The 24,511-nt window shown below is 68.4% G+C and carries 20 protein-coding genes and 1 tRNA gene; 6 read left to right on the top strand and 15 right to left on the bottom strand.

Annotation, left to right across the window (positions count from 1 at the left end):
- Positions 1–201 precede the first annotated feature (201 nt).
- From EAT49_RS01300 to araD1, 9 genes are all read right to left on the bottom strand, one after another.
- Positions 202–1,032 carry a carbohydrate ABC transporter permease gene (locus tag EAT49_RS01300; RefSeq protein WP_123640473.1) on the bottom strand — a complete coding sequence of 277 codons (831 nt, stop codon included), beginning with the start codon at positions 1,030–1,032 and terminating at the stop codon, positions 202–204.
- Positions 1,029–1,913: a carbohydrate ABC transporter permease gene (locus EAT49_RS01305; protein ID WP_123640474.1), complete on the bottom strand. Its 885-nt coding sequence runs from the start codon at positions 1,911–1,913 to the stop codon at positions 1,029–1,031. The genes EAT49_RS01300 and EAT49_RS01305 overlap by 4 nt, the downstream gene beginning before the upstream one ends.
- Positions 1,914–1,989: 76 nt before the next feature.
- Positions 1,990–3,267, bottom strand: a complete 1,278-nt coding sequence (locus EAT49_RS01310; protein WP_123640475.1) for an extracellular solute-binding protein — start codon at positions 3,265–3,267, stop codon at positions 1,990–1,992.
- 55 nt (positions 3,268–3,322) lie between these two features.
- A complete protein-coding gene (locus tag EAT49_RS01315; RefSeq protein ID WP_221181411.1) occupies positions 3,323–4,399 on the bottom strand; it encodes an ABC transporter ATP-binding protein in 1,077 nt (358 codons plus the stop codon).
- A gap of 12 nt (positions 4,400–4,411) precedes the next feature.
- Positions 4,412–5,923 (bottom strand): arabinosylfuranosidase ArfA, encoded by a 1,512-nt coding sequence (gene arfA / locus EAT49_RS01320; RefSeq protein ID WP_123640476.1) that lies wholly within the window; start codon positions 5,921–5,923, stop codon positions 4,412–4,414.
- A gap of 12 nt (positions 5,924–5,935) precedes the next feature.
- Positions 5,936–7,450 carry an aldehyde dehydrogenase (NADP(+)) gene (locus tag EAT49_RS01325; RefSeq protein WP_123640477.1) on the bottom strand — a complete coding sequence of 505 codons (1,515 nt, stop codon included), beginning with the start codon at positions 7,448–7,450 and terminating at the stop codon, positions 5,936–5,938.
- 21 nt (positions 7,451–7,471) lie between these two features.
- Positions 7,472–8,404: a Gfo/Idh/MocA family protein gene (locus tag EAT49_RS01330; protein ID WP_123640478.1), complete on the bottom strand. Its 933-nt coding sequence runs from the start codon at positions 8,402–8,404 to the stop codon at positions 7,472–7,474.
- Positions 8,404–10,146, bottom strand: a complete 1,743-nt coding sequence (araD, locus tag EAT49_RS01335; protein WP_123640479.1) for an L-arabinonate dehydratase — start codon at positions 10,144–10,146, stop codon at positions 8,404–8,406. Before araD ends, EAT49_RS01330 begins: the two co-directional genes overlap by 1 nt.
- 7 nt (positions 10,147–10,153) lie before the next feature.
- Positions 10,154–11,146: an AraD1 family protein gene (gene araD1 / locus EAT49_RS01340; RefSeq protein WP_123640480.1), complete on the bottom strand. Its 993-nt coding sequence runs from the start codon at positions 11,144–11,146 to the stop codon at positions 10,154–10,156.
- Between the two features lie 212 nt (positions 11,147–11,358).
- Here araD1 and EAT49_RS01345 point away from each other — a divergent pair, with 212 nt between their 5' ends.
- From EAT49_RS01345 to EAT49_RS01355, 4 genes are all read left to right on the top strand, one after another.
- A complete protein-coding gene (locus tag EAT49_RS01345; protein ID WP_123640481.1) occupies positions 11,359–12,339 on the top strand; it encodes a LysR family transcriptional regulator in 981 nt (326 codons plus the stop codon).
- Positions 12,340–12,711: 372 nt separating this feature from the next.
- Positions 12,712–12,843 (top strand): hypothetical protein, encoded by a 132-nt coding sequence (locus EAT49_RS21685; RefSeq protein WP_281274701.1) that lies wholly within the window; start codon positions 12,712–12,714, stop codon positions 12,841–12,843.
- Between the two features lie 179 nt (positions 12,844–13,022).
- Positions 13,023–14,015, top strand: coding sequence for a sensor histidine kinase (locus EAT49_RS01350; RefSeq protein ID WP_123640482.1), 993 nt, complete (start codon positions 13,023–13,025; stop codon positions 14,013–14,015).
- A 93-nt stretch (positions 14,016–14,108) separates the two neighbouring features.
- Complete coding sequence (locus EAT49_RS01355; RefSeq protein WP_221181412.1) at positions 14,109–14,423, top strand: response regulator; 315 nt, start codon at positions 14,109–14,111, stop codon at positions 14,421–14,423.
- Positions 14,424–14,507: 84 nt separating this feature from the next.
- Here EAT49_RS01355 and guaB read toward each other — a convergent pair whose 3' ends face one another.
- Both guaB and EAT49_RS01365 read right to left on the bottom strand, forming a co-directional pair.
- Entirely contained in the window at positions 14,508–15,956 is a 1,449-nt protein-coding gene (guaB, locus tag EAT49_RS01360; protein ID WP_123640483.1) for an IMP dehydrogenase, read from the bottom strand.
- A gap of 119 nt (positions 15,957–16,075) precedes the next feature.
- Positions 16,076–17,218 (bottom strand): hypothetical protein, encoded by a 1,143-nt coding sequence (locus EAT49_RS01365; protein ID WP_123640484.1) that lies wholly within the window; start codon positions 17,216–17,218, stop codon positions 16,076–16,078.
- Positions 17,219–17,412: 194 nt separating this feature from the next.
- Between EAT49_RS01365 and EAT49_RS01370 the strand changes: the two genes are divergently transcribed.
- Both EAT49_RS01370 and EAT49_RS01375 read left to right on the top strand, forming a co-directional pair.
- The gene (locus EAT49_RS01370; RefSeq protein ID WP_123640485.1) at positions 17,413–19,455 is read left to right on the top strand and encodes an ASKHA domain-containing protein; all 2,043 of its coding nucleotides are present in this window, start codon (positions 17,413–17,415) and stop codon (positions 19,453–19,455) included.
- A gap of 63 nt (positions 19,456–19,518) precedes the next feature.
- A tRNA-Gly gene (locus EAT49_RS01375) sits at positions 19,519–19,592 on the top strand.
- Between the two features lie 91 nt (positions 19,593–19,683).
- Here EAT49_RS01375 and pgi read toward each other — a convergent pair.
- The 4 genes from pgi to EAT49_RS01395 all read right to left on the bottom strand — a co-directional run bounded on the left by pgi (position 19,684) and on the right by EAT49_RS01395 (position 24,308).
- Complete coding sequence (gene pgi / locus EAT49_RS01380; protein ID WP_123640486.1) at positions 19,684–21,282, bottom strand: glucose-6-phosphate isomerase; 1,599 nt, start codon at positions 21,280–21,282, stop codon at positions 19,684–19,686.
- Between the two features lie 2 nt (positions 21,283–21,284).
- Positions 21,285–21,956, bottom strand: a complete 672-nt coding sequence (gene pgl, locus EAT49_RS01385; protein ID WP_123640487.1) for a 6-phosphogluconolactonase — start codon at positions 21,954–21,956, stop codon at positions 21,285–21,287.
- Between the two features lie 172 nt (positions 21,957–22,128).
- Positions 22,129–23,583, bottom strand: coding sequence for a glucose-6-phosphate dehydrogenase (gene zwf / locus EAT49_RS01390; protein WP_123640488.1), 1,455 nt, complete (start codon positions 23,581–23,583; stop codon positions 22,129–22,131).
- Positions 23,584–23,723: 140 nt separating this feature from the next.
- Positions 23,724–24,308 (bottom strand): HNH endonuclease, encoded by a 585-nt coding sequence (locus EAT49_RS01395; RefSeq protein WP_123640489.1) that lies wholly within the window; start codon positions 24,306–24,308, stop codon positions 23,724–23,726.
- Between the last annotated feature and the right edge of the window lie 203 nt (positions 24,309–24,511).

Consider the following 24,511-nt stretch of genomic DNA (forward strand, 5'->3'; position numbering starts at 1 on the left):
CACCCCTGTGAGGCCCGCTCCGGCCCGACCTCGCGCGCATCGACGCGTGTCCTTCGACACCGCCGAGGCCAGTCCTCAGGGTCGGCTCGGATCAAGCTTCATCGGTCCGATGCGATCTCGCCGCGCGCCGATGCGCCCTTGCCGGGGTCGCCGGCGCGGCGTCCGGCGCCGGTCCGGACCCGTGGTCCGGCGCTCCGCGCCTCACCCCTTCACGCCCGAGGAGATCATGACCGCCTCCGTGACGCGGCGCTGGAACAGCAGATAGGCGACCGCCACCGGCATGGCCCCGAGGAGGGCGACCGACATCAGCCGGGCATAGTAGACCCCGAAGGCGTCGCTGACCTGCGTGATCCCGACGGGAATGGTCATCTTGGCCTCGGTCGTGACCACGAGGAACGGCCAGAAGAACGAATTCCACGCCCCGATGAAGGTGACGATGGCAAGCGCCGTTGTGATCCCCCAGTTGAGCGGCAGATAGACGCGGAACAGCAGCGCGTATTCCCCGCCGCCGTCGAGCAGCACCGCCTCGCGCATCTCCTTCGGCACGCTGTCGAAGAACTGTTTGTAGACGATGATCACCACCGGAACGATGAGCTGCGGCAGGATGATGCCGGCCCAGGTGTTGATGAGGCCCATCTGGAACATGAGAATGAACTGCGACACCACCAGTGCCTGTGCCGGGATCATGAAGCTGGCAAGGACGATCCCGTAGAGCAGCCGCCGCCCGGGAAACCGCATCTGGCTGATCGCATAGGCGCACATCATGCCGGACACGATCACGATGACGGTCAGGATCAGAGAGGTGCCCACCGAATTCCAGTACCAGGTGAGCATCCGCGTGTTGAAGAGCGCGTCCGAGATCGACGAGAGGTTGAACTGGTCCGGCAGCAGCCCGGCATCGGCTGAAACCACCCGATCCTCCGTCCGCAGGGACGTGACGCCCGCCCAGTAGAGCGGAAAGAACCAGATCGCGGCACCGACAAGCGTCAGAAGCGTGAGGAGCGCGTTCTCGATACGGCGGGTGGTGCTCATCTGTGCCTCCCGATGCGCAAGAGCTGGAACTGCATGACCGAGACCACGAGGATGATGACGAAGAGCACCATCGCGATGGCCGAGGCGTAACCGCCGTTGTTCTGCTGGAAGGCCTCGTTGTAGACGAGAAGCAGCAGGACCTGGCTCGTGTTGAACGGTCCCCCCTGGCTCAACAGATACACCTGGTCGAAGAGCTTGAGCTGCAGGATGAGCTGAAGCGTGAGCACGAGAGCGGTCACCGGCCAGAGCAGCGGCCAGGTCACCCGCCAGAATCGCTGCCGGGGGGTCGCACCGTCGAGCGCCGCGGCCTCGTAGAGTTCCGTGGGAATGTTGCGCAGACCGGCGAGGAAAAGCAGCACGTTGAAGCCGTTGGTCCACCAGATCGTCACCAGGGCGATGACCGGCATCACCCAGGTCGGGTCCCGGAAGACGGCGGTGCGCTTGCCGAAGATCGCTTCGATCATCGGCTGCAGCACGCCGAACTGAAAGTCGAGCATCCACTGCCAGACCAGCGTCACGACCGAGACGGGCAGGATGTAGGGCAGGAAGAAGATCGCCAGAATGAAGGGCTGCATCCAGCCCCTCAGGCGGTTGACGGCCAGCGCGATCAGCAGCGCAAGAACGGTCGTCGGAACGATCGTCAGGACGAGGAAATATCCGTTGTTCTTGAGCGCGACCCAGAAGATCCGGTCGTCGAGCAACTCGCGGTAGTTCTGCAGACCGACCCAGGTGCCGTCGCCGATCAGCGGCGCATCGGTCAGGCTCAGCTGGATCACCTTGAAGGTGGGCCAGGCGAAGACCAGCAGGAAGGTCAGTGTGAAGGGCGCGACGAGGGAGAGCGCGATCAGGTTGCGCCGGAGCGTCTTGTTGGGTCTGGCCATGGCGCCTCTCGAGGTTCGGAGCGGGCGGTGTCCGGGATGGGGCGCGCAATCCATCGACCGCGCGCCCCGGTTCAGGTCAGCGCAGGGCGCGGCCCAGTTCGTCGCGGATCTGCTCGAGGGCCTCGTCGGTGTCGAAGAAGCCGTGGATCTGCGGCACCATGACGTTCAACGCTACGTCATATGCGGGAGAGGCCACGCCGGCGATCTCGCTGCGCGGATCGAAGAACGCGGACTGCGCCAGCGAGGCGTAGGTCGCGTTGGGCTCCATGCCCTGGTACTCCGCGCTTTCGGTGGTGGGCACATAGGCCGGGATGTGACCCGCGGAGGCCCAGCTGATCGAATTCTGGCTCATCCAGCCGATCACCGTCATCACCGCCTCGCGCTTCTCGTCGGACATCGGCGCTGCGGGCTGGTTCGGGATGGCCAGCGCGTGGCTGTCGGCCCAGGTCGCTTCCTGATCCATCAGCACCGGCACCTGCACCGCACCCCACTCGAAGCCGAGCGTCCCGTTGGCCTCCATGTCCACCAGAGTGGGCACTTCCCAGACGCCGTTCATGTGGAAGGCCGACTGGCCCGAGGTGAAGAGCGCGACGGAGGCGGGATACTCGGCCTGCTCGGGAATGAAGCCCGCATCGCGCCAGTCGCGCATCACCTGAAGCGCCGTGGCGGCCTTCTCGGCATTGTCGCCCGGAAGGACCTCGCCGTCGACGATCATCTCGCCGCCCTGCTGGCCGAGGAGCGTGTAGAACACGCGCCAGACGCCGCCCGGTCCGCCGGTCTGGAAGCTGAGAGGATCGGTCGATCCGTTGTCGGCAGCGTGCTGGAGCGCCCGATTGAAGTCATCGAGGCTGTCGATGCCGGTCAGGTTGCCGTCCTCGTCGAGGAACTCGGTCCCTTCCAAATAGCTCTTGTTGTAGTAGAGCACGATGGAATGAATGTCGAAGGGCACGGCATAGAGCGTGCCGTCCGGCCCGCTGGCCGCGCTCACCGCGCTGTCGAAGAAATCGTCTCCCGAGAGGCCAGCCATCTCCAGATCCTCGTCGGTGATCGGCGACAGCACGCCCTCTTCCAGCGCCAGCGGCACACGGCTGAGGTGATAGGTCATGATGTCTGGCCCTTCGCCTACGGCGGCCGAGGTGCGGACCTTGGTGTAGAAGGGCACGCCCCATTCCAGCGTCGTGCCGGTGATCTGGATGTCGTCGTGCTCCTCGTTGAAGCGCTCGATCAGCGCCTTCATCCGGACGCCGTCGCCGCCGCCCAGGAAATCCCACCAGACCACCTCGGTCTGGGCCATCGCCGGCAGCGACAGCATCGTGGCCGCGGTGGCGGCGAGCATCGTCTTCAAGCGGATCATGGTTCTCTCCTCCCAGTTGATCGCTGTGGGTCCGCGCATCTGCGCCGGCCCGGTCTCACCTCAACCTCCGCCCCTCCTGGTCGAAGACGAGGATGTCGTCAGGATCGGCCGCGAGGCCGACCGTCTGTCCTTCGAGCGCCTCTCGCAGTCCGTGACGCTCGACGACCACGTTGCTGCCGTCCTCCAGCTTCACATGCAGGTAGGACACGCCGCCCAGCTGCTCGACCATGTCCACCTTGGCCCGCAGCCCCTCCTCGCTCAGCTTCAGATGCTCGGGGCGGATGCCCAGGGTGACCTTCTGGCCCGACGAGACCTCGCCCCTGCGGGCCGCGGTGAAGACCTTGCCGCCGACCTCGGTCCGAACCTCCATCCGGCCTCCGCCCCCTCCGGAGACCTCGCCTGCAAAGAAGTTCATCGCAGGCGAGCCGATGAAGCCGCCGACGAAGCGGTTGTCCGGGTCGTCATAGAGCTTGAGCGGCGAGCCAGCCTGCTGCACCCAGCCGTCCTTGAGAACGAAGATGTCGTCCGCGAGCGTCATCGCCTCGACCTGGTCGTGGGTGACGTAGATCATCGTCGCACCGATCTGGCGGTGCAGCCGGGCGAGCTCCAGCCGCATCTGCACCCGCAGCTCCGCGTCGAGATTCGAGAGCGGCTCGTCGAAGAGGAACACCGACGGCTGCCGCACGATGGCGCGGCCGATGGCGACCCTCTGGCGCTGCCCGCCCGAGAGCTTTGCCGGGCGCTTCGCCAGGTGCTCCGTCAGCTGGAGGATCCGCGCGGCCTCGGCGACCTTCTCGCGGATCTCCTCCTTCTTGGCCTTGGCCAGGCGCAGGCTGAAGGCCATGTTGTCGTAGACCGTAAGGTGCGGATAGAGCGCGTAGTTCTGGAACACCATCGCCACGCCGCGGTCCGCCGGTTCCTCGTCCGTCACGTCCTTGCCGTCGATCTCGATGCGGCCGCCCGAGGTCTCCTCCAGACCCGCGATCATCCGCAGGAGCGTGGACTTGCCGCAGCCGGAGGGCCCGACGAACACCGCGAAATCGCCCTTCGGGATCTCGATGGAGACATCGTGGATCACGTCGACCGCGCCGAAGCTCTTCTTGACGTTCTTCAGGCTCACTCCCATCGCCATGGTTCCGTCTCCCTATGCCACCTGAAGCTTGATGACGTGGTAGGAGAGCGGCGCCAGCCGGCCCTTCAGTGCGCCGTCCTCCACACCCACGCCCGATCCGTCCACGGGGGCGATGGCGTCGGGGCGGTCGGGGCCGTTGGTGGCCGCCAGGTCGTGGCCCTCCATCACCTTGTGCATGACGACCCGCGTATCGCCGAACCCGGTCAGCGCCATGTCGAGTTCCGCGCTGTCGCTCAGGTGCCGGTTCAGCGCGAAGACGGTGACGGTGCCCGCGGCGGCGTCATGGGTCGCGGCGATGTCCATGTAGGAGATGTCGCTGCCGACCTCGCAATCGTAGGTCGGCGCATCCACCGCCACCCGCAGCGCCGTGCCCCGGCCATGGAGCGAGGCCATCTGATAGGGCCAATAGATCGTCTGCCGCCACGCGGGCCCGCCCTTCTCGGCGCGGATCGGGGCGATGACGTTCACCAGCTGGGCGATGCAGGCGATCTTCACCCGGTCCGAACGGCGGATGAACTCGTTCAGTAGCCCGCCGACAAAGAGCGCATCCTCGAAATTGTAATCCTCTTCGAGCAGGTCCGGCGCCTCGGGCCAGTCCCAGGTCTTCCAGCGCCGAGTGTCGTCCTCGCGGATGTGGTACCAGACGTTCCACTCGTCAAAGCAGATGTGGACGTCGTTCTTGGCGCGGTTCTTCGCCTTGACGTAGTCGATAACCCCGCCGATCGCCTGGATGTAGCGGCCGGTCTCCTCGATCTTGCCGAAGAAGTTCAGCGTGTCCTTCGACGAATTGCCAAAATACTTGTGCAGCGAAATGTAGTGGACGTTCTCGTAGCACTCCTCCAGAACCTCGCGCTCCCATTCGGGATAGGTGCGCATCTGGTCGTTGGACGAGCCGCAGACGATCATCTCCGCACCCGGCGTCAGCTGCCGCAGGGCCTTGGCGCATTCGTCGGCGAGGCGTCCGTATTCGTGGGCCTCTTTGTGGCCGATCTGCCAGGGGCCATCCATCTCGTTGCCGAGACACCACATCTTGACGTTGTAGGGGTCCTCGACGCCGTGGCTGCGGCGCAGGTCGGACCAGAAGCTGCCCGAGGGGTGGTTGACGTATTCGACGAACTCGCGCGCGTCCTGCAGGCCCTTGGAGCCGAGGTTGATGGCAAGCATCATCTCGATCTCCGCTTCCTTCGCCCAGTAGGCGAATTCGTTGATCCCGACCTGGTTGGTCTCTTTCGACCGCCAGGCGAGGTCCAGCCGCACGGGGCGGTCCTCCTTGGGACCGATGCCGTCCTTCCAGTCGTAGGCGGAGACGAAATTGCCGCCCGGATAGCGGATCGCGGGGATCTTCAGGTCCTTGACGAATTTCATCACGTCCCGGCGGAAGCCCATCTCGTCCGCCTCGGGGTGACCGGGCTCGTAGATGCCGGAATAGATCGCGCGGCCCATGTGCTCGATGAACGCGGCATAGAGCCGGTCGTCGATCCGGGCGATCTCGAACTGGCGGTGAATGGCGGCTGTGACCTTCATGATGTTCCTCGTTCAGTCGCGGAGATCGGCGGGAAGCAGATCGGCGGGGATGTTCTGGTAGCAGACGGGGCGCAGGAAACGCCGGATGGCGAGCGTGCCGACACTGGTCGCACCGAAGCTGGTCGAGGCTGGAAACGGCCCGCCGTGGACCATGGCGTCCGCCACCTCGACGCCGGTGGGAAAGCCGTTGGCGACCACCCTGCCCGCCTTGCGCTCCAGCACCGGCATGAGCGGCTTCGCCGCCTCCGTGTCGCCCGGGTCCATCTGGATCGTCGCGCTCAGCTGGCCATCGAGCGCCCGGGCGATCTCCATGACCTGCGCGGCGCTCTCGGCCCGGATCACGATCCCGGCGGGGCCGAACATCTCCTGGGCAAGTTCTGGATGGGCAAGCCAGTCCGAACCCGAGACCTCGAAGAGCGCCGGCGCGCCCTCCCGCCCCGAGCAGTCCGTCCGCAGAAGCGTCGTGGCTCCTCCCGCGGCGGCGGCGACCGCGGTCCGGTAGCCCTCTGCCACGCCCTCGGTAAGCATGGTCTGGGCCGGGATCGCTTCCAGAGCGCCCCTCGCGGCCGCGACGAACGTATCGGCCTCCGACCCTGCGGGCAGGATCAGGATACCGGGATTGGTGCAGAACTGGCCCACCCCCATGGTCAGCGAGCCGACCCAAGCCTTGGCGATATCCTCTCCCCGGGCCGAAAGCGCAGCGGGCATCACGAAGACAGGGTTGATCGACCCGAGTTCGCCATAGAAGGGGATCGGCTCGTCCCGGCTCATCGCCAGATCGAACAGCGCCTTGCCGCCGCGGAACGACCCGGTGAAGCCCACTGCCCGGGTCAGAGGATGGGTGACGAGGGCCTCTCCCGCCTCGGTGGTGTTCGACTGGACGAAGCCGAAGGTCCCGGGCGGCATTCCGGTCTTGGCGATTGCCGCCGCGATGGCCTGCGCCACGATCTCGCCCGTGCCCGGATGGGCGGGATGGCCCTTGTAGACCACGGGACAGCCCGCGGCGAGGGCAGCGGTCGTGTCGCCGCCCGCCGTCGAAAAGGCGAGCGGAAAGTTCGACGCGCCGAAGACCCCGACCGGACCCATGGGCCGCTGGATCACCCGCAGGTCGGGACGCGGCAGGGGGTCTCGGTCGGGCAGCGCCGCGTCGTGCCGGCGGTCGAGGTAGTCGCCCTTGCGGATGTGCTCGGCAAAGAGCCTCAGCTGTCCCGTGGTGCGTCCGCATTCCCCGTTCAGCCGCGCCTCCGGCAGGCCGGTCTCGGCGGTGCCCATGGCGGTCAGCGCCGCGCCGCGCGCCTCGATCTCCTCTGCGATGGCCTCCAGCAGCAGGGCCCGGTCCTCTCGCGCCGTCCAGCCGTAAGTCGCAAAGGCCTCCTCGGCAGCGCGCATGGCGGCGTCGATCTCCGTGCGCCCCCCGGACCAGACGGTCAGCGGCTCACCGGAAGCGGGGGCGGACCGGAAGATCTCTCCGCCCTCGACCCACTGGCCCGCAATCAGGTGGCGTCCGGTCGGCTGGCTCTCGGTCATGCTGGGGTCCTTTCAATTCGGTCAGAAGTGGAACGGCGCGGCAGTCTCGCGCCGGCCGAGCGCGAAGGCGTCGGCCACATGGATCATCGGGCCAAGGTCCACGTCGCTCCGGCTCGTGTCGATCAGCGTCGCAAGATGCCCGTAAAGGCGCGGATATTCGCCGGAGAGAGCATCGGCGCCCGCTGCGACCGGCGCTCCATCCACGGCAAGGGACGCGCCGCCGTCCGACAGCACCGCTTCTCCCGCATCCGTGGCGATCCGGATAGCCCAGGTTTGGTCGCCATCGTGCCGCCAGTCGAACCGCGCGCGGGTGGTCGCGGCGCCGGGGCCAACGAATTTCAGGTCGGCGGCGATCGGGGTCTGGCGGTTCTCGGGATATGTCAGCGTCGCGGCGGTCAGGTGCATCGGCCGTGGCAGGACCTTGGTCAGCAGCGACAGGGCGTTGATCCCCGGATCGAACACACCGAGTCCTCCCGGCTCCCACACCCAGTCCTGCCCCGGATGCCAGCGGCGCACGTCCTCCAGCCACTCGATCTCGACGCTGAGGATGTCCCGCCCTTCGAGCCAGTCCCGCGCCGTCCGGGCCATGGCGGCTTCGCGGCTGTGCCACGAGGCGAAAAGCGTCAGCCCCCGTTCCTCGGCGATGGCCGCAAGGTTCTGCACCTCGGCGAGCGTGGCGCCCGGCGGCTTCTCCAGCATCACGTGACGCCCAGCTTCCAGCGCGGCTCTCGCGTAGCCGTAGCGCGACGCGGGGGGCATCGTCAGCGAGACCACCTCGATGTCCGGGCGCGCCGACAGCAGCGCCTCCATCGTCGCGTGGGTCTCCACCCCCTCGATGCCGCCCGAGCGCGAGACCGTGGCCGCAAGTTCCCAGTCATCCGACGCCGCGATGGACGGAATATGCTGGTCCCGGGCGATCTTGCCGATGCCGGCGAGGGCGATCCTGCGCGCCATCAGTGCGAATCCTTCGGGATCGGCGCGCCGCGGCAGCCCCTGAGGAAGTCGAAGTCGGCGCCCGTGTCTGCGCCCTGAACATGCTCGTGGAAAAGCCGCGCATAGCCGCCGGCGGGCGTCTCGATGGGATTGGTCCAGGCGGACAGCCGCGCGGCCAGCTCTGCTTCGGAAATGTCGAGATGAAGCCGCCGGTTCGGCACGTCGAGCTCTATCATGTCGCCGTTGCGGACGACGGCGAGTGGCCCGCCCGCCGCCGCCTCGGGCGCGGTATGCAGGACCACCGTGCCGTAGGCGGTGCCGCTCATCCGCGCGTCGGAGATGCGTACCATGTCGGTTATGCCCTTGCGCAGCACCTTGGGCGGCAGACCCATGTTGCCGACCTCGGCGAGGCCCGGATAGCCCTTTGGACCGCAGTTCTTCAGCACCATCACGCAGGTCTCGTCGATGTCGAGATCCTCGTCGCCGATCCGCGCGTGGTAGTCGTCGATATCCTCGAAGACGACCGCGCGCCCCCGGTGCACCATGAGTTCCGGCGTTGCCGCGGAAGGCTTCAGCACCGCGCCGTTCGGCGCGAGGTTGCCCTTGACCACCGCGATCCCGCCCGAGGCGGTGAGCGCCTTGTCCACGGGGCGGATCACGTCGTCGTTGTAGTTCACGACCTCCGTCACCTGTTCCCAGGCCGTGAGGCCCGAGACGGTGAGCGCGTCCCGCTCCAGCAGCCCCGCCTCGCCCAGCGTCTTGATGACCACCGGCAGGCCGCCCGCGTAGAAGAACTCCTCCATCAGGTACTTGCCCGACGGCATGAGGTTCACGATCGTGGGCACGTCACGGCCCCAGGCGTCCCAGTCGTCCAGCGTCAGGTCGACGCCCACGCGGCCCGCGATCGCCAGCAGGTGGATCACCGCGTTGGTGGAGCCTCCGATCGCGGCATTGGTGCGGATCGCGTTCTTGAAGGCGTCGCGGGTCATGATGTCGGAGGGCTTCATGTCCTGCTTGACCATCTCGACAATGCGCATGCCCGACATGTGCGCGATCATGCGCCGCCGGCTGTCCACCGCCGGGATCGCCGCGTTGCCCGACAGCGCCATGCCCAGCGCCTCGGCCATGGACGCCATGGTGGAGGCGGTGCCCATGGTGTTGCAGGACCCCGGCGAGCGCGACATGGAGCTTTCCGCCATCTCGAACTCGCCCGCGCTCATGTTCCCTGCCTTCACGGCCTCGGAAAACTTCCACAGATGCGTGCCGGAGCCGACCCGCTCGCCCGCGAAGTAGCCGTTCAGCATCGGCCCGCCCGACACGACGATGGAGGGCAGATCGGTGGAGGCCGCGGCCATCAGCAGGCTCGGCGTGGTCTTGTCGCAGCCCACGAGCAGCACGGCGCCGTCGATGGGCTGGCTGCGCATCTGCTCCTCCACGCCCATGGCGGCGAGGTTGCGGAACATCATCGCCGTGGGGCGCATGGCGCTTTCGGAAACCGACAGCACGGGCACCTCGACGGGAAACCCGCCGGCCTCGTAGATGCCGTGCTTCACCCGTTCGGCAAGGTCGCGCAGGTGCGCGTTGCAGGGCGTGAGCTCCGACCAGGTGTTCAGGATCGCGATGACCGGCCGACCGTCGAAAAGGTGGTGCGGCAGGCCCTGGTTCTTCATCCAGCCGCGGTAATAGATCGCGTCCCGTCGGCTGCCGCCGAACCAGTCCTGGCTGCGCAGCTTCCGGGGCCAGGGCTTTGGTGTGAACGTCATGGCGATATCACAGGACGTGGATGGCGGTGCGCGGTTCGGGCACGGGGCCGGCGGTCACCTTCAGCGGATTGCGCAGGGGCAGGCCGAAGGGCACGGCCTCGATCTCGAAGACGTCGCCGTCTGCAGGTGCGACCCCGTCGGCAAAGGACAGTGTCGCGGTGCCGAACATGTGGACATGCACGTCGCCGGGCCGGCGGAAGATGTCGTACTTGAAATGGTGATGCTCGAGATTGGCGATGCTGTGGGACATGTTCGCCTCCCCCGAGAGGAACGGCTTCTCGAAGATCGTCTCGTTCCCCCGGCGGATGCGGCTCGTGCCGGAGATGTCCTCGGGCAGGTCGCCGATGAGCACTTCGGGTCCGACGGAGGCCTGCCGCAGCTTCGAATGGGCAAGGTAGAGATAGTTCCGCCGCTCCATGATGTGATCGGAGAACTCGTTGCCCAGGGCAAAGCCCACCCGGAACGGGCGACACTCGCTGTCGATCACGTAGAGCCCCGCGATCTCAGGCTCCTCGCCGCCGTCTTCGGCGAACAGAGGGCGCTCGAGCGCCGCACCCGGTGCCACCAGCGCATCGCCGCTGCCCTTGTAGAACCACTCGGGCTGAACGCCGGCAGCGCCGTTGGAGGGCTTGCCCCCCTCGAGGCCCATGCGGAACATCTTCATGGAGTCGGTCTCGTCCTCGGGTGCGGTCGCATGCATCGCGGCGCGGGTCGAGGCGGACCCCAGGTGCGTCAGACCGGTTCCGGTGACGAAGAGATGCGCGGGGTCGGGATGCGTCAAGGGGGGCAAAAGCCGTCCGCCATCATAGGCCGCGGCGAGGTCCACAGGCGCGCCCAGGCCCAGGGCAAGAATTCTCTCCCGCAATCTCGTGCCGGAGGCGGCGCAGGCCAGCGCAAGATCGCGGAGCGTGTCGTTGGTCCGCACTTCGAAGGCCTCGTGCCCTTCGCGGGCAACGAGCCGGATGCCGCCGTCTTCACGGCGGTACTGCGACAAGAGCATGTCGGTTCCCCCACCGGGCTCCGCTCGCTTCCGGCCTCGCACCGTCTCCTCCCGGCGCGGACCCTGTGGAGCCCTCTGACACAGGCATAGCAACCAGATACATTCCGAAATAATTCCGATTGCGAATCTGGTTATGCCGTTTTGGCATGTCACGACTTGCGGCCGGCCCCCTGCCCCGCCAGAACGGGCCGACTGAGCCCGCGGAGATCCCCATGCCCCCGACCAATCCGAAGCAAAGGGATGTCCGGTCCGATGTCCTTGCCCGTCGCGGGCTGAAGATCACCCACCTGCGCCTGATCTCGGCGCTGGCGGAGACGAGGCAGGTCGCCGCGGCCGCCCAGCGTGTGGGGCTGACGCAGCCCGCCGCCTCGCGCCTTCTCGCGCAACTGGAGCAGATCGTCGGAACCCCGCTCTACCGGCGCCATCCACGGGGCGTGACGCTCACCGAAGCGGGCCGCACGCTGGCGCGGGACGCGACGCGGCTGCTCAACGATCTGGATCTGATCAACGAGCGGGTCACTCAGGCCGCCCTGGGGGTCAGCGGGATCGTGCGGGTGGGTTCGGTCACCGGACCGTCGCTGCAGCTGCTGCTCCCCGTGGTCCGCGACCTGAGGGTCGCCTATCCCGGCATCGAGATCGCGGTGACTGTCGATACCTCGGCGAAACTGGCCGATGCGCTCCTGTCGCGCGACCTCGATTTCTTCATCGGCCGGATCCCCGACGGCGCAGACAGCCGGCCGTTCCTGTTCGAACCCATCGAGGAAGAGCCGATCGCCCTGGTGGTCCGGCGGCATCACCCGCTGTTTCGCCGGACCGACCTCACCCTCGAGGAATGCCTGGAACACGACTGGGTCATGCAGCCGCCCGGCGGGCTCTTGCGGCAGACGACCGAGACCTACCTTCTGGCCCGGGGGTATCCCCTGCCGAAGCGGGTCCTCGGGACCACGTCCACCATGTTCACCCTGGCGCTCATCAACGAAACGAATGCCATCGGGCCGCTGGCCCGGGCGGTGGCAGATTTCTACATCGGCGAGGATGGACTGGGGAGCCGGCTGGCCCGGCTCGACATCGCAACGGATATCCGGGTGAAGTCCTACGGGCTCGTTCGGCGCGCGGATGACAGCGAGACGCCTGCGGCCGCCCGGGTCCTCGCGCTCCTGCGGGACCGCGCCGCCCCCCTCGCGGCCGAGTGAGGATCGCGCCCGCGACCCCCGCGCGCCCGCCGAAGCGGCAGGGCGTCCACATGTGGACGCCCTTGCAAAGCATTGATAAAAATAGAGAACGGCCGTGGACAGCCGCGGCTGTTAACCTTCTTGACGCCATCATGCCCGTCCCCTGCGGCGGGTCGGGCCCGCGCCGGTGATCTGACCCTGACGGCCCGCGCATCAGACAGACATCCATACGCGTGGTTTCATGGGCCATCGCCTGCCTGACGCATCCATGACCTTCGGCCGGGACGCCGGAGCGGCGGGCTTGCGCTGGTCCGGGACGGACGGAAGACCACCCCCGCTCAAGGACTCCGGTCACGCGAGCACCGAGCGAGGCTTCCGGCAGGGCCGCGCGCGGTGTTCGACCAGACGGATCTCGTCCCGGGTCATCGCCTGATCCGGGCCGAGGCTGGCGACGGCGACGTCCTGGTCCGGGAGAGCGGAGACATGGAGGCCCAGGAGGCCTCCCCGCAGCTCGTTCCCCTCTGAGAAGATCCGCGCGGTGAAGGCGCGCCGGGACGATCATGTGCATCAGGAAACTGGCGAGCACGCCCCGTCGTTCCGCCCGCAGTCGCACCCTGAGGACCGCGGGCGGCGCGGCATGCGACTTGCACATTTTGGGGCATCCGTGCATTTATGTAGCAAAAACCGCAAGATGAGAAAGAACCTTGAACCTTGACGACCTTTACCGGCTGCTGCGGACCGCACATGCCCAGGCCCAGGGTGTCATGGACACCGTGCGCGATCCGCTGCTGGTGCTCGATTCGAACCTCACGGTCCTGGCCGCCAATCCCGCCTTCTACCGGACCTTCGACACCGACCGGGAGTCGACCATCGATATCCCTTTCACGGAACTGGGCGACGGCCACTGGGCCATCGAGGAGCTGCGCCTGCTTCTGGAGAAAGTGATCCCGCGCAGCGCGTCGCTCTTCGACTACGAGGTGACCGCTGATTTCCCCCACATCGGTCGCCGCACGATGCTGGTCAGCGCCCAGCGGCTGGTGCATCCGGATCTCGGGCGGCGGGTTTTGCTGCTCAGCATCGTCGACGCGACAGCACGGCGGCACGCGGCGGACAGGAAGGAGGTCCTCATCGGGGAACTCCACCACCGCATCAAGAACATCATGTCGCTCGTCGAGGCGTTGGCGCGTCAGACCCGGACCGAGGGCCGCAGTGCCGAGGAATACCGCTCCGCCTTTCTCGATCGCTTCGATGCGCTGTCGCGCTCGCTCGAGGTGTCGAGCGGTCAGGACGCGACCGGGATGGCGGCGCTGACACACGCAGTGCTCGAGCCCTATCTCGGCCGGTCCACCTCCATCACGATCGAGGACGGCCCGCCGGTCACGCTCGCATCGCACCAGGTGATGCCGCTCGGCATGATCCTGCATGAACTGGCGACCAATGCACTCAAGTACGGTGCACTTTCCGGGAATAATGGGCGTCTGGCCGTCGGCTGGTGTACCCCGGACGAGCATGATGGCACATCCTTCGTCAGGCTTGGCTGGCGCGAGAGCGGCGGACCGCCCGTCGCGCCGCCCGCGGCCAAAGGCTTCGGCACCCGTCTGATCGAAGTCGCGGCCGAGCACCAGCTCGGCGGGGAAGTGGAACTTCGGTATGAGCCGGACGGTTTGTCGGTCACGCTGAGTTTCCCGCGGGAGTGAACCGCACCTGGAGGATGAATGCAGCATGCGGACCCGCCCGCACCCTGCCGCGGCGCTTCCGTTCTGGTGGTCGAGGACTAGGTCCTGATCGCCATGGATATCGAGGTGATGCTGGAGCAGAACGGACACCGTGTCATCGGATCGGCGACCTCCGTCCCGGCCGCCCTGCGCCTGCTCGACACCCTGACTCCCGACGTCGCGGTGCTTGACGTCAACCTGCGCGGGCAGTCCGTGGCCCCCGTGGCCGAGCGGCTTCGGGAGATTTCCGTGCCGTTCGTTCTCGCCTCGGCCTATGACTTCCGGAATATCGACAGCAGCGACGTCCTGAAAGGGGCGGTCAACATCGGAAAGCCGATCCGGGAAAGGCGCCTGCTCGACGCCCTGACTGCGGTCATCGCCGCCGGGTAGCACAAGGCCCGCGGTTTCCGCCCCCGCAGGAACGGCCCGGCCTTCACTGCGTCTGTCCGCAGTGGACAAGCCATGTGCCGACGGTCATCCCATCCGGTAGTTCGGGCTCTCGCGGGTGATCTGCACGTCGTGGACGTGGCTCTCCTTCAGGCCGGCGCCGGTGATCCGCACGAAGCGGCAGTTCCGGCGCATCTCCTCCACCGTGGCGCAGCCGGTATAGCCCATCGCCGCGCGCAGGCCGCCGACGAGCTGATGCAGCACCGTGTTCGCGGAGCCCTTGTAGGGCACCTGGCCTTCGATCCCTTCGGGCACGAGCTTGTCGGAGGCCGCGTCCTTCTGGAAGTAGCGGTCCGCCGAACCCCGCGCCATGGCGCCCAGCGAGCCCATCCCGCGGTAGGTCTTGTAGGAGCGGCCCTGGTAGAGGATCACCTCGCCGGGGCTCTCGTCGGTGCCTGCGATCATGGAGCCGACCATGGCGCAGGAGGCGCCCGCGGCGATCGCCTTGGCGAAATCGCCCGAATACTTGATCCCGCCGTCGGCGATCACCGGAACGTCGCCTGCCGCGGCAGCGCAATCCATGATCGCCGTCAGCTGCGGCACGCCCACGCCCGCCACGACCCGGGTGGTGCAGATCGAGCCCGGCCCGATGCCGACCTTGATCGCATCGGCGCCCGCGTCGATCAGCGCGCGGGTCGCCTCGGCGGTCGCGACGTTGCCCGCCACGACCTGGACCTCGTTCGACAGCCTCTTGGCCCGGCGCACGGCATCGGCCACCCCCGCGCTGTGGCCATGGGCCGTGTCGATCACCAGCATGTCGACGCCCGCATCCACCAGCGCCTCGGACCGCGCCTGTCCCGCGTCGCCCACGGTGGTCGCGGCGGCCACGCGCAGCCGCCCCAGCCGGTCCTTGCAGGCGGTGGGGTTGATCACGGCCTGTTCGGTGTCCTTCAGGGTCAGGAGGCCGGTCAGCCGCCCGTCCCGGTCAGTGACCAGCAGCTTCTCGATCCGCCGCGCCTTCATCAGGCTGCGCGCCTCGTCGAGGTCGGCGGGCTCTGTCAGCATGGCGAGGTTCTCGCTCGTCATCATCACCCGGATCGGCGTCAGCTCGTTCTCGGCGAACCGCATGTCGCGGTTGGTCACGATCCCCAGGACCCGGCCGTCCGCGTCGACGACGGGAAAGCCCGTCACCCGGTAGCGGTCCATCAGGTCCCGCGCATCGGCGAGCGTCTGGTCGGGCCGCAGCGTGATCGGCTTGTAGACGATGCCCGACACGAAGCGCTTGACCCGGCGCACCTCGTCCGACTGCGCTCCCGGCTCCAGGTTGCGGTGGATCACCCCCATGCCGCCCGCCTGCGCCATGGTGATCGCCATCCGCGCCTCTGTCACCGTGTCCATCGCCGAGGACAGCAGCGGGATGTTCAGCGCGATCTGCCGGGTGACCCAGGTGCGGGTATCGGCCTGCGCGGGCAGCACCGTGCTCGCCTGCGGGACGAGCAGCACGTCATCGAAAGTCAGAGCCTCGCGAATCTCCATCTTTCGCTTCCTTTCTGCCGGGGTTGGCGGCGTCTATCGCAGGACGCGGCCGGGGGGAACACCTCGCGTCGACCCATATGTCGGGCCCGGTGTCGCGTGCTCCTCCAGATGCGGTGAGATCAGGAGGCGGCGCGGCGCAGATCGCCTTCTGCGCCAGGCGCGCCGAGCCCCGCATAGCGACCGGCCGCACGCCAGTAGAGCGCGAGAAAGCCCTCCCGATCCGGCCACAGCGAAGGGATCCAGAGCGTCAGGTGCTGCGCCACCACCGCGCGCGCGAGGCTCTCGTCGCCATCCTTCAGGGCCTGGGCGCCCACGGCATTGACGATGGCCTGGCCGCCGGGCCCCTCTGCCACCTCGTCGAGCGCCGCGAGAAGGCTTCTCGGCGTGTGCCCCGGCAGGCTTGCGAGCGACCGTCCGCCGCGTTCTGCCGCCGCGAGCCGGGCGCGCAGCACCGGCCCCGGTCCGCCGAGGAACCGCGACGCCGCCACCGCCTCGCAGAAATGCCGCCCGAGTTCCTCCTCCGCCGGCGGACCCAGCGCCGCGAGCCGCGCCGCATGGGTCACATAGGTCCTTGCATTGCCCGGATCGGCCGCCTGCCAGCGCCGGAACGCCGTACAGATGCCGGTCAGGTCGGAGGCTGTCGCCGCGGCCACATAAAGCGCCTCGGCCAGAAGAGGCAGCACCGCCGCGTCGAGGGGCCGGGACCGGGCAAGCGTCTCGATCCGGCCGGCCCAGGTCAGCGCCATGGCGCGGCCCGCCTCTCCCGCCTGCGCCTCGGCCCGGGCGATCGCGGCTGCCAGGGCCCGCGCCTCGAGAGCGACGAGCGCGGGCGTGCCGTCCTCGGCGGCCCGTGCATAGGGTGCAAGCGCCGCGTCGAGCGCGGTCAGCCCGCGGGCCCGGCCCAGCGGCGCCAGTGCCGCATCGACGGCGGCGTCGTGGAGCCTGCGGCCATCGGCGGCATCCATCGGCCGCGCGGCGAGCATCTCGAGCACCGCGCCGAGTGTCCGCCAGCGCCCGGACTTGACCAGCCCCGTGACGATCTCCCGCAGTTCCGCGACCTCTTCGGGTACCACAGGCGCGACCGCGCGCGGCAGACCCAGCGTGGCCCGGCCGCGCATCGCCTGCCAGTGATGCCGCATCCGCGTGTCGAAGCGCCAGCGCAGACCGAACATCGCGGCAGCGGCGATCAGCATGAGACCGGTCGTGAGAACGAGGATGATCTCGCCGGGCTCCGGCGCGTGGAGAAGCGACTCTGGCAGCACGGATGCCTCGACCTTTCCGGATTGAGCGATCGGAGAGCGCGAAGGCTCCGGGCCGGACGTGGCGCGGAGATGGCGAAACCGGGCCGAAACGGTGATCGCTGCCGCAAACGGACCGCGACCCGGCGCGCGCCGCCCTTCCCCCTGCCATGGCGCAAGTTAAGGTCCGCAGCACCTTAACCACGGCGAAAGACCCCATGACCCAGGACCCGCTCGTCATCTTCACCCCCACGGGCAAGCGGGGCCGCTTTCCTGTCGGCACGCCGGTCCTGACCGCCGCGCGGCAGCTGGGCGTGGATCTCGACTCGGTGTGCGGGGGCCGTGGGATCTGCTCGAAATGCCAGGTGTCGCCGTCTTTCGGCCAATTCCCGAAACACGGCCTCACCGTTTCCGAAGGCGCCCTGTCCGGCTGGAACGCGGTCGAACAGCGCTACGACGAGAAACGCGGCCTGAAACCGGGCCGCCGCCTCGGTTGCCAGGCACAGGTCCTGGGCGACATCGTGATCGACGTTCCGCCCGAAAGCCAGGTCCACCGCCAGGTCGTGCGCAAGGAGGCCGCCCTCCGCGCCATGGAGATGGACCCGGCGACCCGTCTCGTCATGGTCGACGTTGCGGAACCCGACATGCACGAGCCCACCGGCGATTTCGAACGCCTCGCCCGCGCCCTGTCGGACCAGTGGGGCATCGCCGAAGTCGCGATCGACCTGCCCGTGCTGACCCGCCTCCAGCCCGCCCTGAGACAGGGCGAGTGGCGCGTGACGCTCGCCCTCCACCAGCCCCGCGACGGCGCCCCCCACCGCGTCACCGCCGTCTGGCCCGGCTTCTTCGAAGGGCCGCTTCTCGGCCTCGCCATCGATCTCGGCTCCACCACCATCGCCGCCCACCTGACCGATCTCGCCACGGGCGAGGTCGTGGCCTCGGCGGGGGCGATGAACCCCCAGATCCGCTTCGGCGAGGACCTGATGAGCCGCGTGTCCTACGCCATGATGAACCCGGGCGGCGATGCCGAGATGACCGCCGCTGTCCGCGGGGCTCTTGCCACGCTGGCCGCCGGTCTCGCCGAGGAGTCGAACACCGACCAAGGCCGGATCGTCGAGGCCGTCGTTGTCTGCAACCCGGTGATGCACCACCTCCTCCTCGGTATCGATCCCGTGGAGCTGGGCCAGGCGCCCTTCGCGCTGGCGACCTCCTCCGCCATGGAGCTTGCCGCCTCGGACCTCGGGCTGACGGGACTGGCTCCCGGCGCGCGGGTCTACCTCCTGCCATGCATCGCGGGCCATGTGGGCGCGGACGCCGCCGCCGTGGCGCTGTCGGAGGACCCGGGAGCGAGCGAGGACCTCGTCCTCATCGTCGATGTCGGCACCAATGCCGAGATCCTTCTCGGCAACCGCGAGCGCGTGCTGGCCTGCTCCTCGCCCACCGGCCCGGCCTTCGAGGGCGCGCAGATCAGCTCCGGCCAGCGCGCCGCCCCGGGCGCCATCGAACGCGTGCGCATCGACCCCGTCACCAGGGAGCCGCGCTTCCGCGTCATCGGCTGCGAGCTCTGGTCGGACGAGGAGGGTTTTGCCGAGGCCACAGCCGCCACGGGCGTCACCGGCATCTGCGGCTCCGGCATCATCGAGGCGGTGGCCGAGATGCGGATGGCGGGCCTTCTCGACGCCTCGGGCCTGATCGGCGGCGCAGACCGGACCGGCACGCCCCGCTCCGTTCCCGAGGGCCGGACCCACGCCTATCTCCTCCACGACGCCAGCACCGAAGGCGGCGCCCGGATCACCGTCACGCAAGGCGACATCCGTGCGATCCAGCTTGCGAAGTCCGCGCTCTATGCGGGCGCGCGGCTGCTCATGGACGAGATCGGGACCGACACCGTCGACCGCGTCGTCCTCGCCGGGGCCTTCGGCGCCCATATCTCGCCGCTTCATGCCATGGTTCTGGGGATGATCCCCGACGTGCCCCTCGACAAGGTCACCTCGGCTGGCAACGCCGCGGGCACCGGCGCGCGGATCGCCCTCTGCTCCCGCTCCGCCCGCGCGAAGATCGAGCGCGAGGTGCAGCGGATCACCAAGGTCGAGACCGCCATCGAGCCACGCTTCCAGGAGCATTTCGTGGCCGCCAACGCGATCCCGCACGCCACCGCGCCCTTTGCCCTGCTGCGCGCCGCGGCGCCCCTGCCCGACCTGTCGTTCAACAGCCATGGCGACGCCGACGGAGGCCGCCGTCGGCGGCGGCGCACCGGCTGAGCGGCCCCTGCGACCCGATCCTGCTTGACCGTCGCCCATGCCGCAAATAGGAAGATCAAGCGCGCGGGTGTAGCTCAATGGTAGAGCAGAAGCTTCCCAAGCTTACGACGAGGGTTCGATTCCCTTCACCCGCTCCAAGCGCTCCCGACACGTCGGACCGTGGATCGTGATCCCACCGCCCTCGACGGCGGTTCGAAGCCGTAGGGTGGGTTTCCAACCCACCATCCCTCAAAGCCCCTCGCGCCGGAGAAACCCGACCAGCCCCGCCGTCGAGCCGTCCTTGCCCTCCGCCGGGGCCGCGCCCTCCACCACGGGCTGCAGCGCCGTGGCCAGCTCCTTGCCCAGTTCCACGCCCCACTGATCGTAGGAGTTGATCCCCAGCACCGTTCCCTCCACGAAAACCCGGTGTTCGTAGAGCGCCACGATCTTGCCCAGCGTCTCGGGATCGAGCTGCGGGTAGGCGAGCGTCACCGAGGGGCGGTTGCCCGGGAACACCCGGTGCCGCGCCTGCCGCTCCAGCTCGGCGCCCTCGAACTTGCCGCGCAGCGCCTCGCGCGCCTCCTCGAGCGTGCGCCCCCGCATCAGCGCCTCGGACTGCGCGAGGCAATTGGCGACCAAGAGCCGGTGCTGATGGTGCAGATCTTCCTCCGCCCCCCGGGCCGCGACCAGAAATTCGCAGGGCACCACCTGCGTGCCCTGGTGGATGAGCTGGTAGAAGGCATGCTGCCCGTTGGTGCCGGGCTCGCCCCAGACCACCGGCCCCGACGGCACGGGCAGGTCCGCCCCGTCCATCGACACACCCTTGCCGTTGCTCTCCATCTCGAGCTGCTGGAGATAGGCGGGCAGCCGCGCCAGGCGGTTGTCGTAGGGCAGCACGGCGCGCGTGGGATGCCCGCAGACCTGATTGTGCCAGATGCCCACGCCGGCCAGCAGCGCGGGCAGGTTCTCCTGCCAGGGTGCCGCGCGGAAATGCAGGTCCATCGCCTGCCCGCCGCGCAGGACCGCGCGGAACGCCTCCGGTCCCACGGCGATCATCAGCGACAGGCCGATGGGACCCCACATGGAATAGCGCCCGCCGACCCAGTCCTCGAAGCCGAAGACGCGGGCCTCGTCGATGCCGAAGGCGCCCGTTTTCTCCAGCGCCGAGGAGAGCGCCGCGAACTGCGCCGCGGGCTCCGCCACGCGCTCGGCCATCCAGGCCTTCGCGGTGCGGGCGTTGGTCATGGTCTCGATCGTGGTGAAGGTCTTCGAGGCCACGATCACCAGCGTCGTCGCCGGGTCGCAGGCGCGCAGGACCCCGGCGATATCGGCCGGGTCCACGTTGGACACGAAATGGCACCGCGGCCCGTCATGCCAGGGCGCCAGCGCCAGCGTCGCCATGGCGGGGCCAAGGTCCGAGCCCCCGATGCCGATGTTGACCACATCCGTGATCGGCCCGCCCGCGCCGGTGAAGCGCCCCTCGCGCACGTCCCTCGCAAAGGCCTCCATCCGCCCGAGCGTCCGCAGAACGCCCGGCATCACATCGACGCCGTCCACCATGACGGGGCCGCCGTCGAGATTGCGCAGCGCCGTGTGCAGGACCGCGCGCCCCTCGGTCTCGTTGATCCTTTCGCCCGAGAACATCGCCTCCCGCCGCTCCGCCACGCCCGCGGCGTCGAAGAGCGCGAAGATCGCGGCCCGGGCGCCCTCGTCGAGGGTCGTCTTGGCATAGTCGAACCGGAGCCCCAGCGCCTCGGCCGAGAAAGCCTCCGCCCGCCGCGCGTCGAGCGTGTCCGCGATCCGCCGGTCCTTCAGCCGCGCGCCATGCGCCTTCAGATCGTCCCACATGGTCAGCTCTCCGCCCAATGCACCATCGCCTGTTTCAGAACTGCGGCGACCGGTGCCTCCTGAGGCGTAAGGTGCCGCGCGCGCTCCAGAGCCTCGCGCTTCTCCCGGCCGGTGATCACGATGTGCAGCGACATCGCCTCGCGCAGCACCCTTGCCGACAGCGTGACGCGGGGCTCGGGCGCGCCGGGCGCACGCATCGCCACGACAGGCGCACTGCCCGTCAGGGCCTCCTCGAGCCGGTCGGCGCCGGGGAACAGCGAGGCGGTGTGCATGTCCGCCCCCATGCCCAGCAGCACCACGTCGAGCGGCAGCGCCGGCGCCAGCCCCTCCGCGATCTCGTCCAGCCGGTCCTCGGGCTCGGCCCCCGGCAGGTAGAGCGGCACCAGCCGCGCGGCCGCCGCCCGCCCGGTCAGCAGCCGCTCGCGCAGAAGCCGCGTGTTGGATCGCGGGCTGTCCTCGGGCACCCAGCGCTCGTCCGTAAGCATGACATGCACCCGGTCCCAGTCGAGCCCCATGCCCGACAGGACGTCGAAGACAGGTCCCGGCGTCGTGCCCCCCGGCACCGCCAGCGAGACGGTGTCCCGCTGCGCCAGCGCCGCGCGCAATTCCGAGGCGAGACGGTCCGCGAGGTCCATCATCATCATCTCGGCGTCGGGATATTCCTTCAGTTCCATGGTCGTCTCCGTCGGATGATGTCCCCACCCCTGCCAACCCGGCTCACCGACCGCAACCGGCGATGCACGGGGTGCTTCAGCCCTCCTTTTGGTGCGCGTTCAGGCGCACCCTGCCCCGGACTCTGCCCGCGATCGCCTGAGACGCTACGCCGAAGCGTTTCAGAGACGGCGATCACCCGCGGATTTCCCGCCACCTCCGGCCGTCCCGGTGCATCAGCATCAGCGCATCCTCCGGCCCCGGCGAGCCGGTGTCGTAATGCTTCGGCACGTCGTTGCGGGCCTGCCAGCCGTCGATGATCGGATCGGTCCAGGCCCAGGCCGCCTCCACCTCGTCGCCGCGCATGAAGAGCGTCTGGTTGCCCCGGATCACGTCCATGATCAGCCGCTCGTAGGCGTCCGACACGTCGTTCCTCTCGGGCCCCAGCGCATCGGCAAAGGTCATGTCGAGCGGCACGTCGATCAGCCGCATCCCTCCGGGACCGGGCTCCTTGATGGTCACCTGCAGGTCGATCCCCTCGTTCGGCTGGAGCCGGATCGACAGGATGTTGCGGTGCCGCTTCTCGTCGCCCTCGAAGATCGAATGGCCGAGGTCCTTGAACACCACGGCGATCTCGCTCACCCGCCCCTTCAGCCGCTTGCCGGTGCGCAGGTAGAAGGGCACCCCGGCCCACCGCCAGTTGGCGATATGGGTCTTGAGGGCCACGAAGCTCTCGGTATGGGTGCGCGGGTTCTCCACGTCCTGCCGGTAGGAGGGCGTGCCCTGCCCCGCGTCATACTGTCCCCGGACGATCTGGTGGTAATCGACGGGCTGAAGCGCCCGGATCACCTTCAGCTTCTCGTCGCGAACGGCATCCGCGTCGAACTGGCTGGGCGGCTCCATGGCGATGAGGCACAGAAGCTGCATCAGGTGGTTCTGCACCATGTCCCGCATGGCGCCCGAGCGGTCGTAATATTCGCCGCGCCCGCCCACGCCCACGGTCTCGGCCACGGTGATCTGGACGTGGTCGACGTAGTGGCTGTTCCAGAGCGGCTCGAAAAGGACGTTGCCGAACCGCACCGCCATCAGGTTCTGGACCGTCTCCTTTCCGAGGTAATGGTCGATCCGGTAGATCTGCCCCTCGTCGAAATGCTCGGCCAGCGAGGCGTTCAGCGCCCTGGCCGAGGCCAGATCGCGGCCGAAGGGCTTTTCCACCACGATCCGGCTCGCCTTGTCCGCGATCCCGTGCTGGTGCAGCCGGCCGGCGATGTCCCCGAAGAGCGCCGGGCTGACCGAGAGGTAGAAGGCCCGCACCACGTCCGCGCGCATCAGCGCCGCGAGTTCCGGCCAGCCTCCCTCTCCGCGCGCATCCACCACGAGGTACCTCAGGGTGCCCAGAAAGGCGTCGAGGCTCTCTCGATCCGTGGCCTCCTCTCCGGCGAATTCGAGGATCGCGGCCCGCGCCTCCGTCCGGTAGCCCTCGTCGTCGAGCTCCGAGCGCGCGACGCCGATGATCCGCGCCTCCGCCGGCATCTGTCCGGCAAGGAACCTGCGAAAAAGCCCGGGCAGGATCTTGCGCCGCGCCAGATCCCCGGTGCCGCCGAAGATCACGAGGTCGAATGCATCGACCGGAATGACGCGCGAAACCATGACCCGCACCTCTCTGCCCTCAGGGCGCCGTTAGCGTTAACACCCGCCCGTCTAGCGCCGCGCCGTCTACCTGTCCAGCAAACCCCGCCCTGTCCGACCGTGCAACCCCGTGACCCGACCCGGGCGCTCCGGCCCGGAGATCAGGCCTGCAGTTCGGCATCCCAGTAGAGATAGTCGAGCCAGGTTTCATGCAGGTGGTTCGGCGGGAACTTGCGGCCGAGATTGCGCAACTCCTCCGCGCCGGGCCGCCGCGGCGGCTTGCGCAGGCTCAGGCCCGACTGGCGCAGGCTCTTCGACCCTTTCCGCAGGTTGCAGCCCGAACAGGCGGCGACAACGTTCTCCCAGCTCGTGACGCCGCCGCGGGCGCGCGGCACCACGTGATCGAAGGTCAGATCGCCCTTGGCACCGCAGTACTGGCAGCAGAACTCGTCCCTCAGAAAAAGATTGAAGCGCGTGAAGGCCACGCGCTTCTGAGGTTTCACGAAATCCTTGAGGACCACCACCGAGGGGATCCGTATGACCGTACTCGGGCTTCGGACCACCTCCTGGTATTCGGCGACGATGTCGACCCGGTCGAGCCAGGCCGCCTTCACCGCCTCCTGCCAGGGCCAGACGGAGAGGGGATAGTAGGACAGCGGCCGGTAGTCCGCGTTCAGGACTAGGGCGGGATAATGCCTCATGCCCGCAGGCTCTCGCACGAACTGGGTCCTGAAGTCTGCCTGCATGATCGACCGCTCTCCGTTCTCCGGCGCGCCGCCCCGCGGCCCGCCCGCTGATCCCGTTCCGCCCTGTGGCCCGCCCGTCCGGGATGGTCGCATGCCGCACGGAGCGGGGCTGCCATGACTATATCTGGCGCAACGCGTTGGACAAGTCCCACATCTGGTTACGCCCCTGTGGACAGCTGATAGGCCGATTCTGTCACGGAACG

Origin of the sequence: Histidinibacterium lentulum (assembly GCF_003789055.1) — a bacterium.
Classification (GTDB): Bacteria; Pseudomonadota; Alphaproteobacteria; order Rhodobacterales; family Rhodobacteraceae; genus Oceanicola; species Oceanicola lentulus.

Excerpts from the sequence above, each read along its gene's own strand:
- EAT49_RS01300 (WP_123640473.1), bottom strand. The coding sequence starts at position 1,032 with ATGAGCACCACCCGCCGTATCGAGAACGCGCTCCTCACGCTTCTGACG.
- EAT49_RS01305 (WP_123640474.1), bottom strand. The coding sequence starts at position 1,913 with ATGGCCAGACCCAACAAGACGCTCCGGCGCAACCTGATCGCGCTCTCC.
- EAT49_RS01310 (WP_123640475.1), bottom strand. The coding sequence starts at position 3,267 with ATGATCCGCTTGAAGACGATGCTCGCCGCCACCGCGGCCACGATGCTG.
- EAT49_RS01315 (WP_221181411.1), bottom strand. The coding sequence starts at position 4,399 with ATGGCGATGGGAGTGAGCCTGAAGAACGTCAAGAAGAGCTTCGGCGCG.
- arfA (WP_123640476.1), bottom strand. The coding sequence starts at position 5,923 with ATGAAGGTCACAGCCGCCATTCACCGCCAGTTCGAGATCGCCCGGATC.
- EAT49_RS01325 (WP_123640477.1), bottom strand. The coding sequence starts at position 7,450 with ATGACCGAGAGCCAGCCGACCGGACGCCACCTGATTGCGGGCCAGTGG.
- EAT49_RS01330 (WP_123640478.1), bottom strand. The coding sequence starts at position 8,404 with ATGGCGCGCAGGATCGCCCTCGCCGGCATCGGCAAGATCGCCCGGGAC.
- araD (WP_123640479.1), bottom strand. The coding sequence starts at position 10,146 with ATGACGTTCACACCAAAGCCCTGGCCCCGGAAGCTGCGCAGCCAGGAC.
- araD1 (WP_123640480.1), bottom strand. The coding sequence starts at position 11,146 with ATGCTCTTGTCGCAGTACCGCCGTGAAGACGGCGGCATCCGGCTCGTT.
- EAT49_RS01345 (WP_123640481.1), top strand. The coding sequence starts at position 11,359 with ATGCCCCCGACCAATCCGAAGCAAAGGGATGTCCGGTCCGATGTCCTT.
- EAT49_RS01355 (WP_221181412.1), top strand. The coding sequence starts at position 14,109 with ATGGATATCGAGGTGATGCTGGAGCAGAACGGACACCGTGTCATCGGA.
- guaB (WP_123640483.1), bottom strand. The coding sequence starts at position 15,956 with ATGGAGATTCGCGAGGCTCTGACTTTCGATGACGTGCTGCTCGTCCCG.
- EAT49_RS01370 (WP_123640485.1), top strand. The coding sequence starts at position 17,413 with ATGACCCAGGACCCGCTCGTCATCTTCACCCCCACGGGCAAGCGGGGC.
- pgi (WP_123640486.1), bottom strand. The coding sequence starts at position 21,282 with ATGTGGGACGATCTGAAGGCGCATGGCGCGCGGCTGAAGGACCGGCGG.
- pgl (WP_123640487.1), bottom strand. The coding sequence starts at position 21,956 with ATGGAACTGAAGGAATATCCCGACGCCGAGATGATGATGATGGACCTC.
- zwf (WP_123640488.1), bottom strand. The coding sequence starts at position 23,583 with ATGGTTTCGCGCGTCATTCCGGTCGATGCATTCGACCTCGTGATCTTC.
- EAT49_RS01395 (WP_123640489.1), bottom strand. The coding sequence starts at position 24,308 with ATGCAGGCAGACTTCAGGACCCAGTTCGTGCGAGAGCCTGCGGGCATG.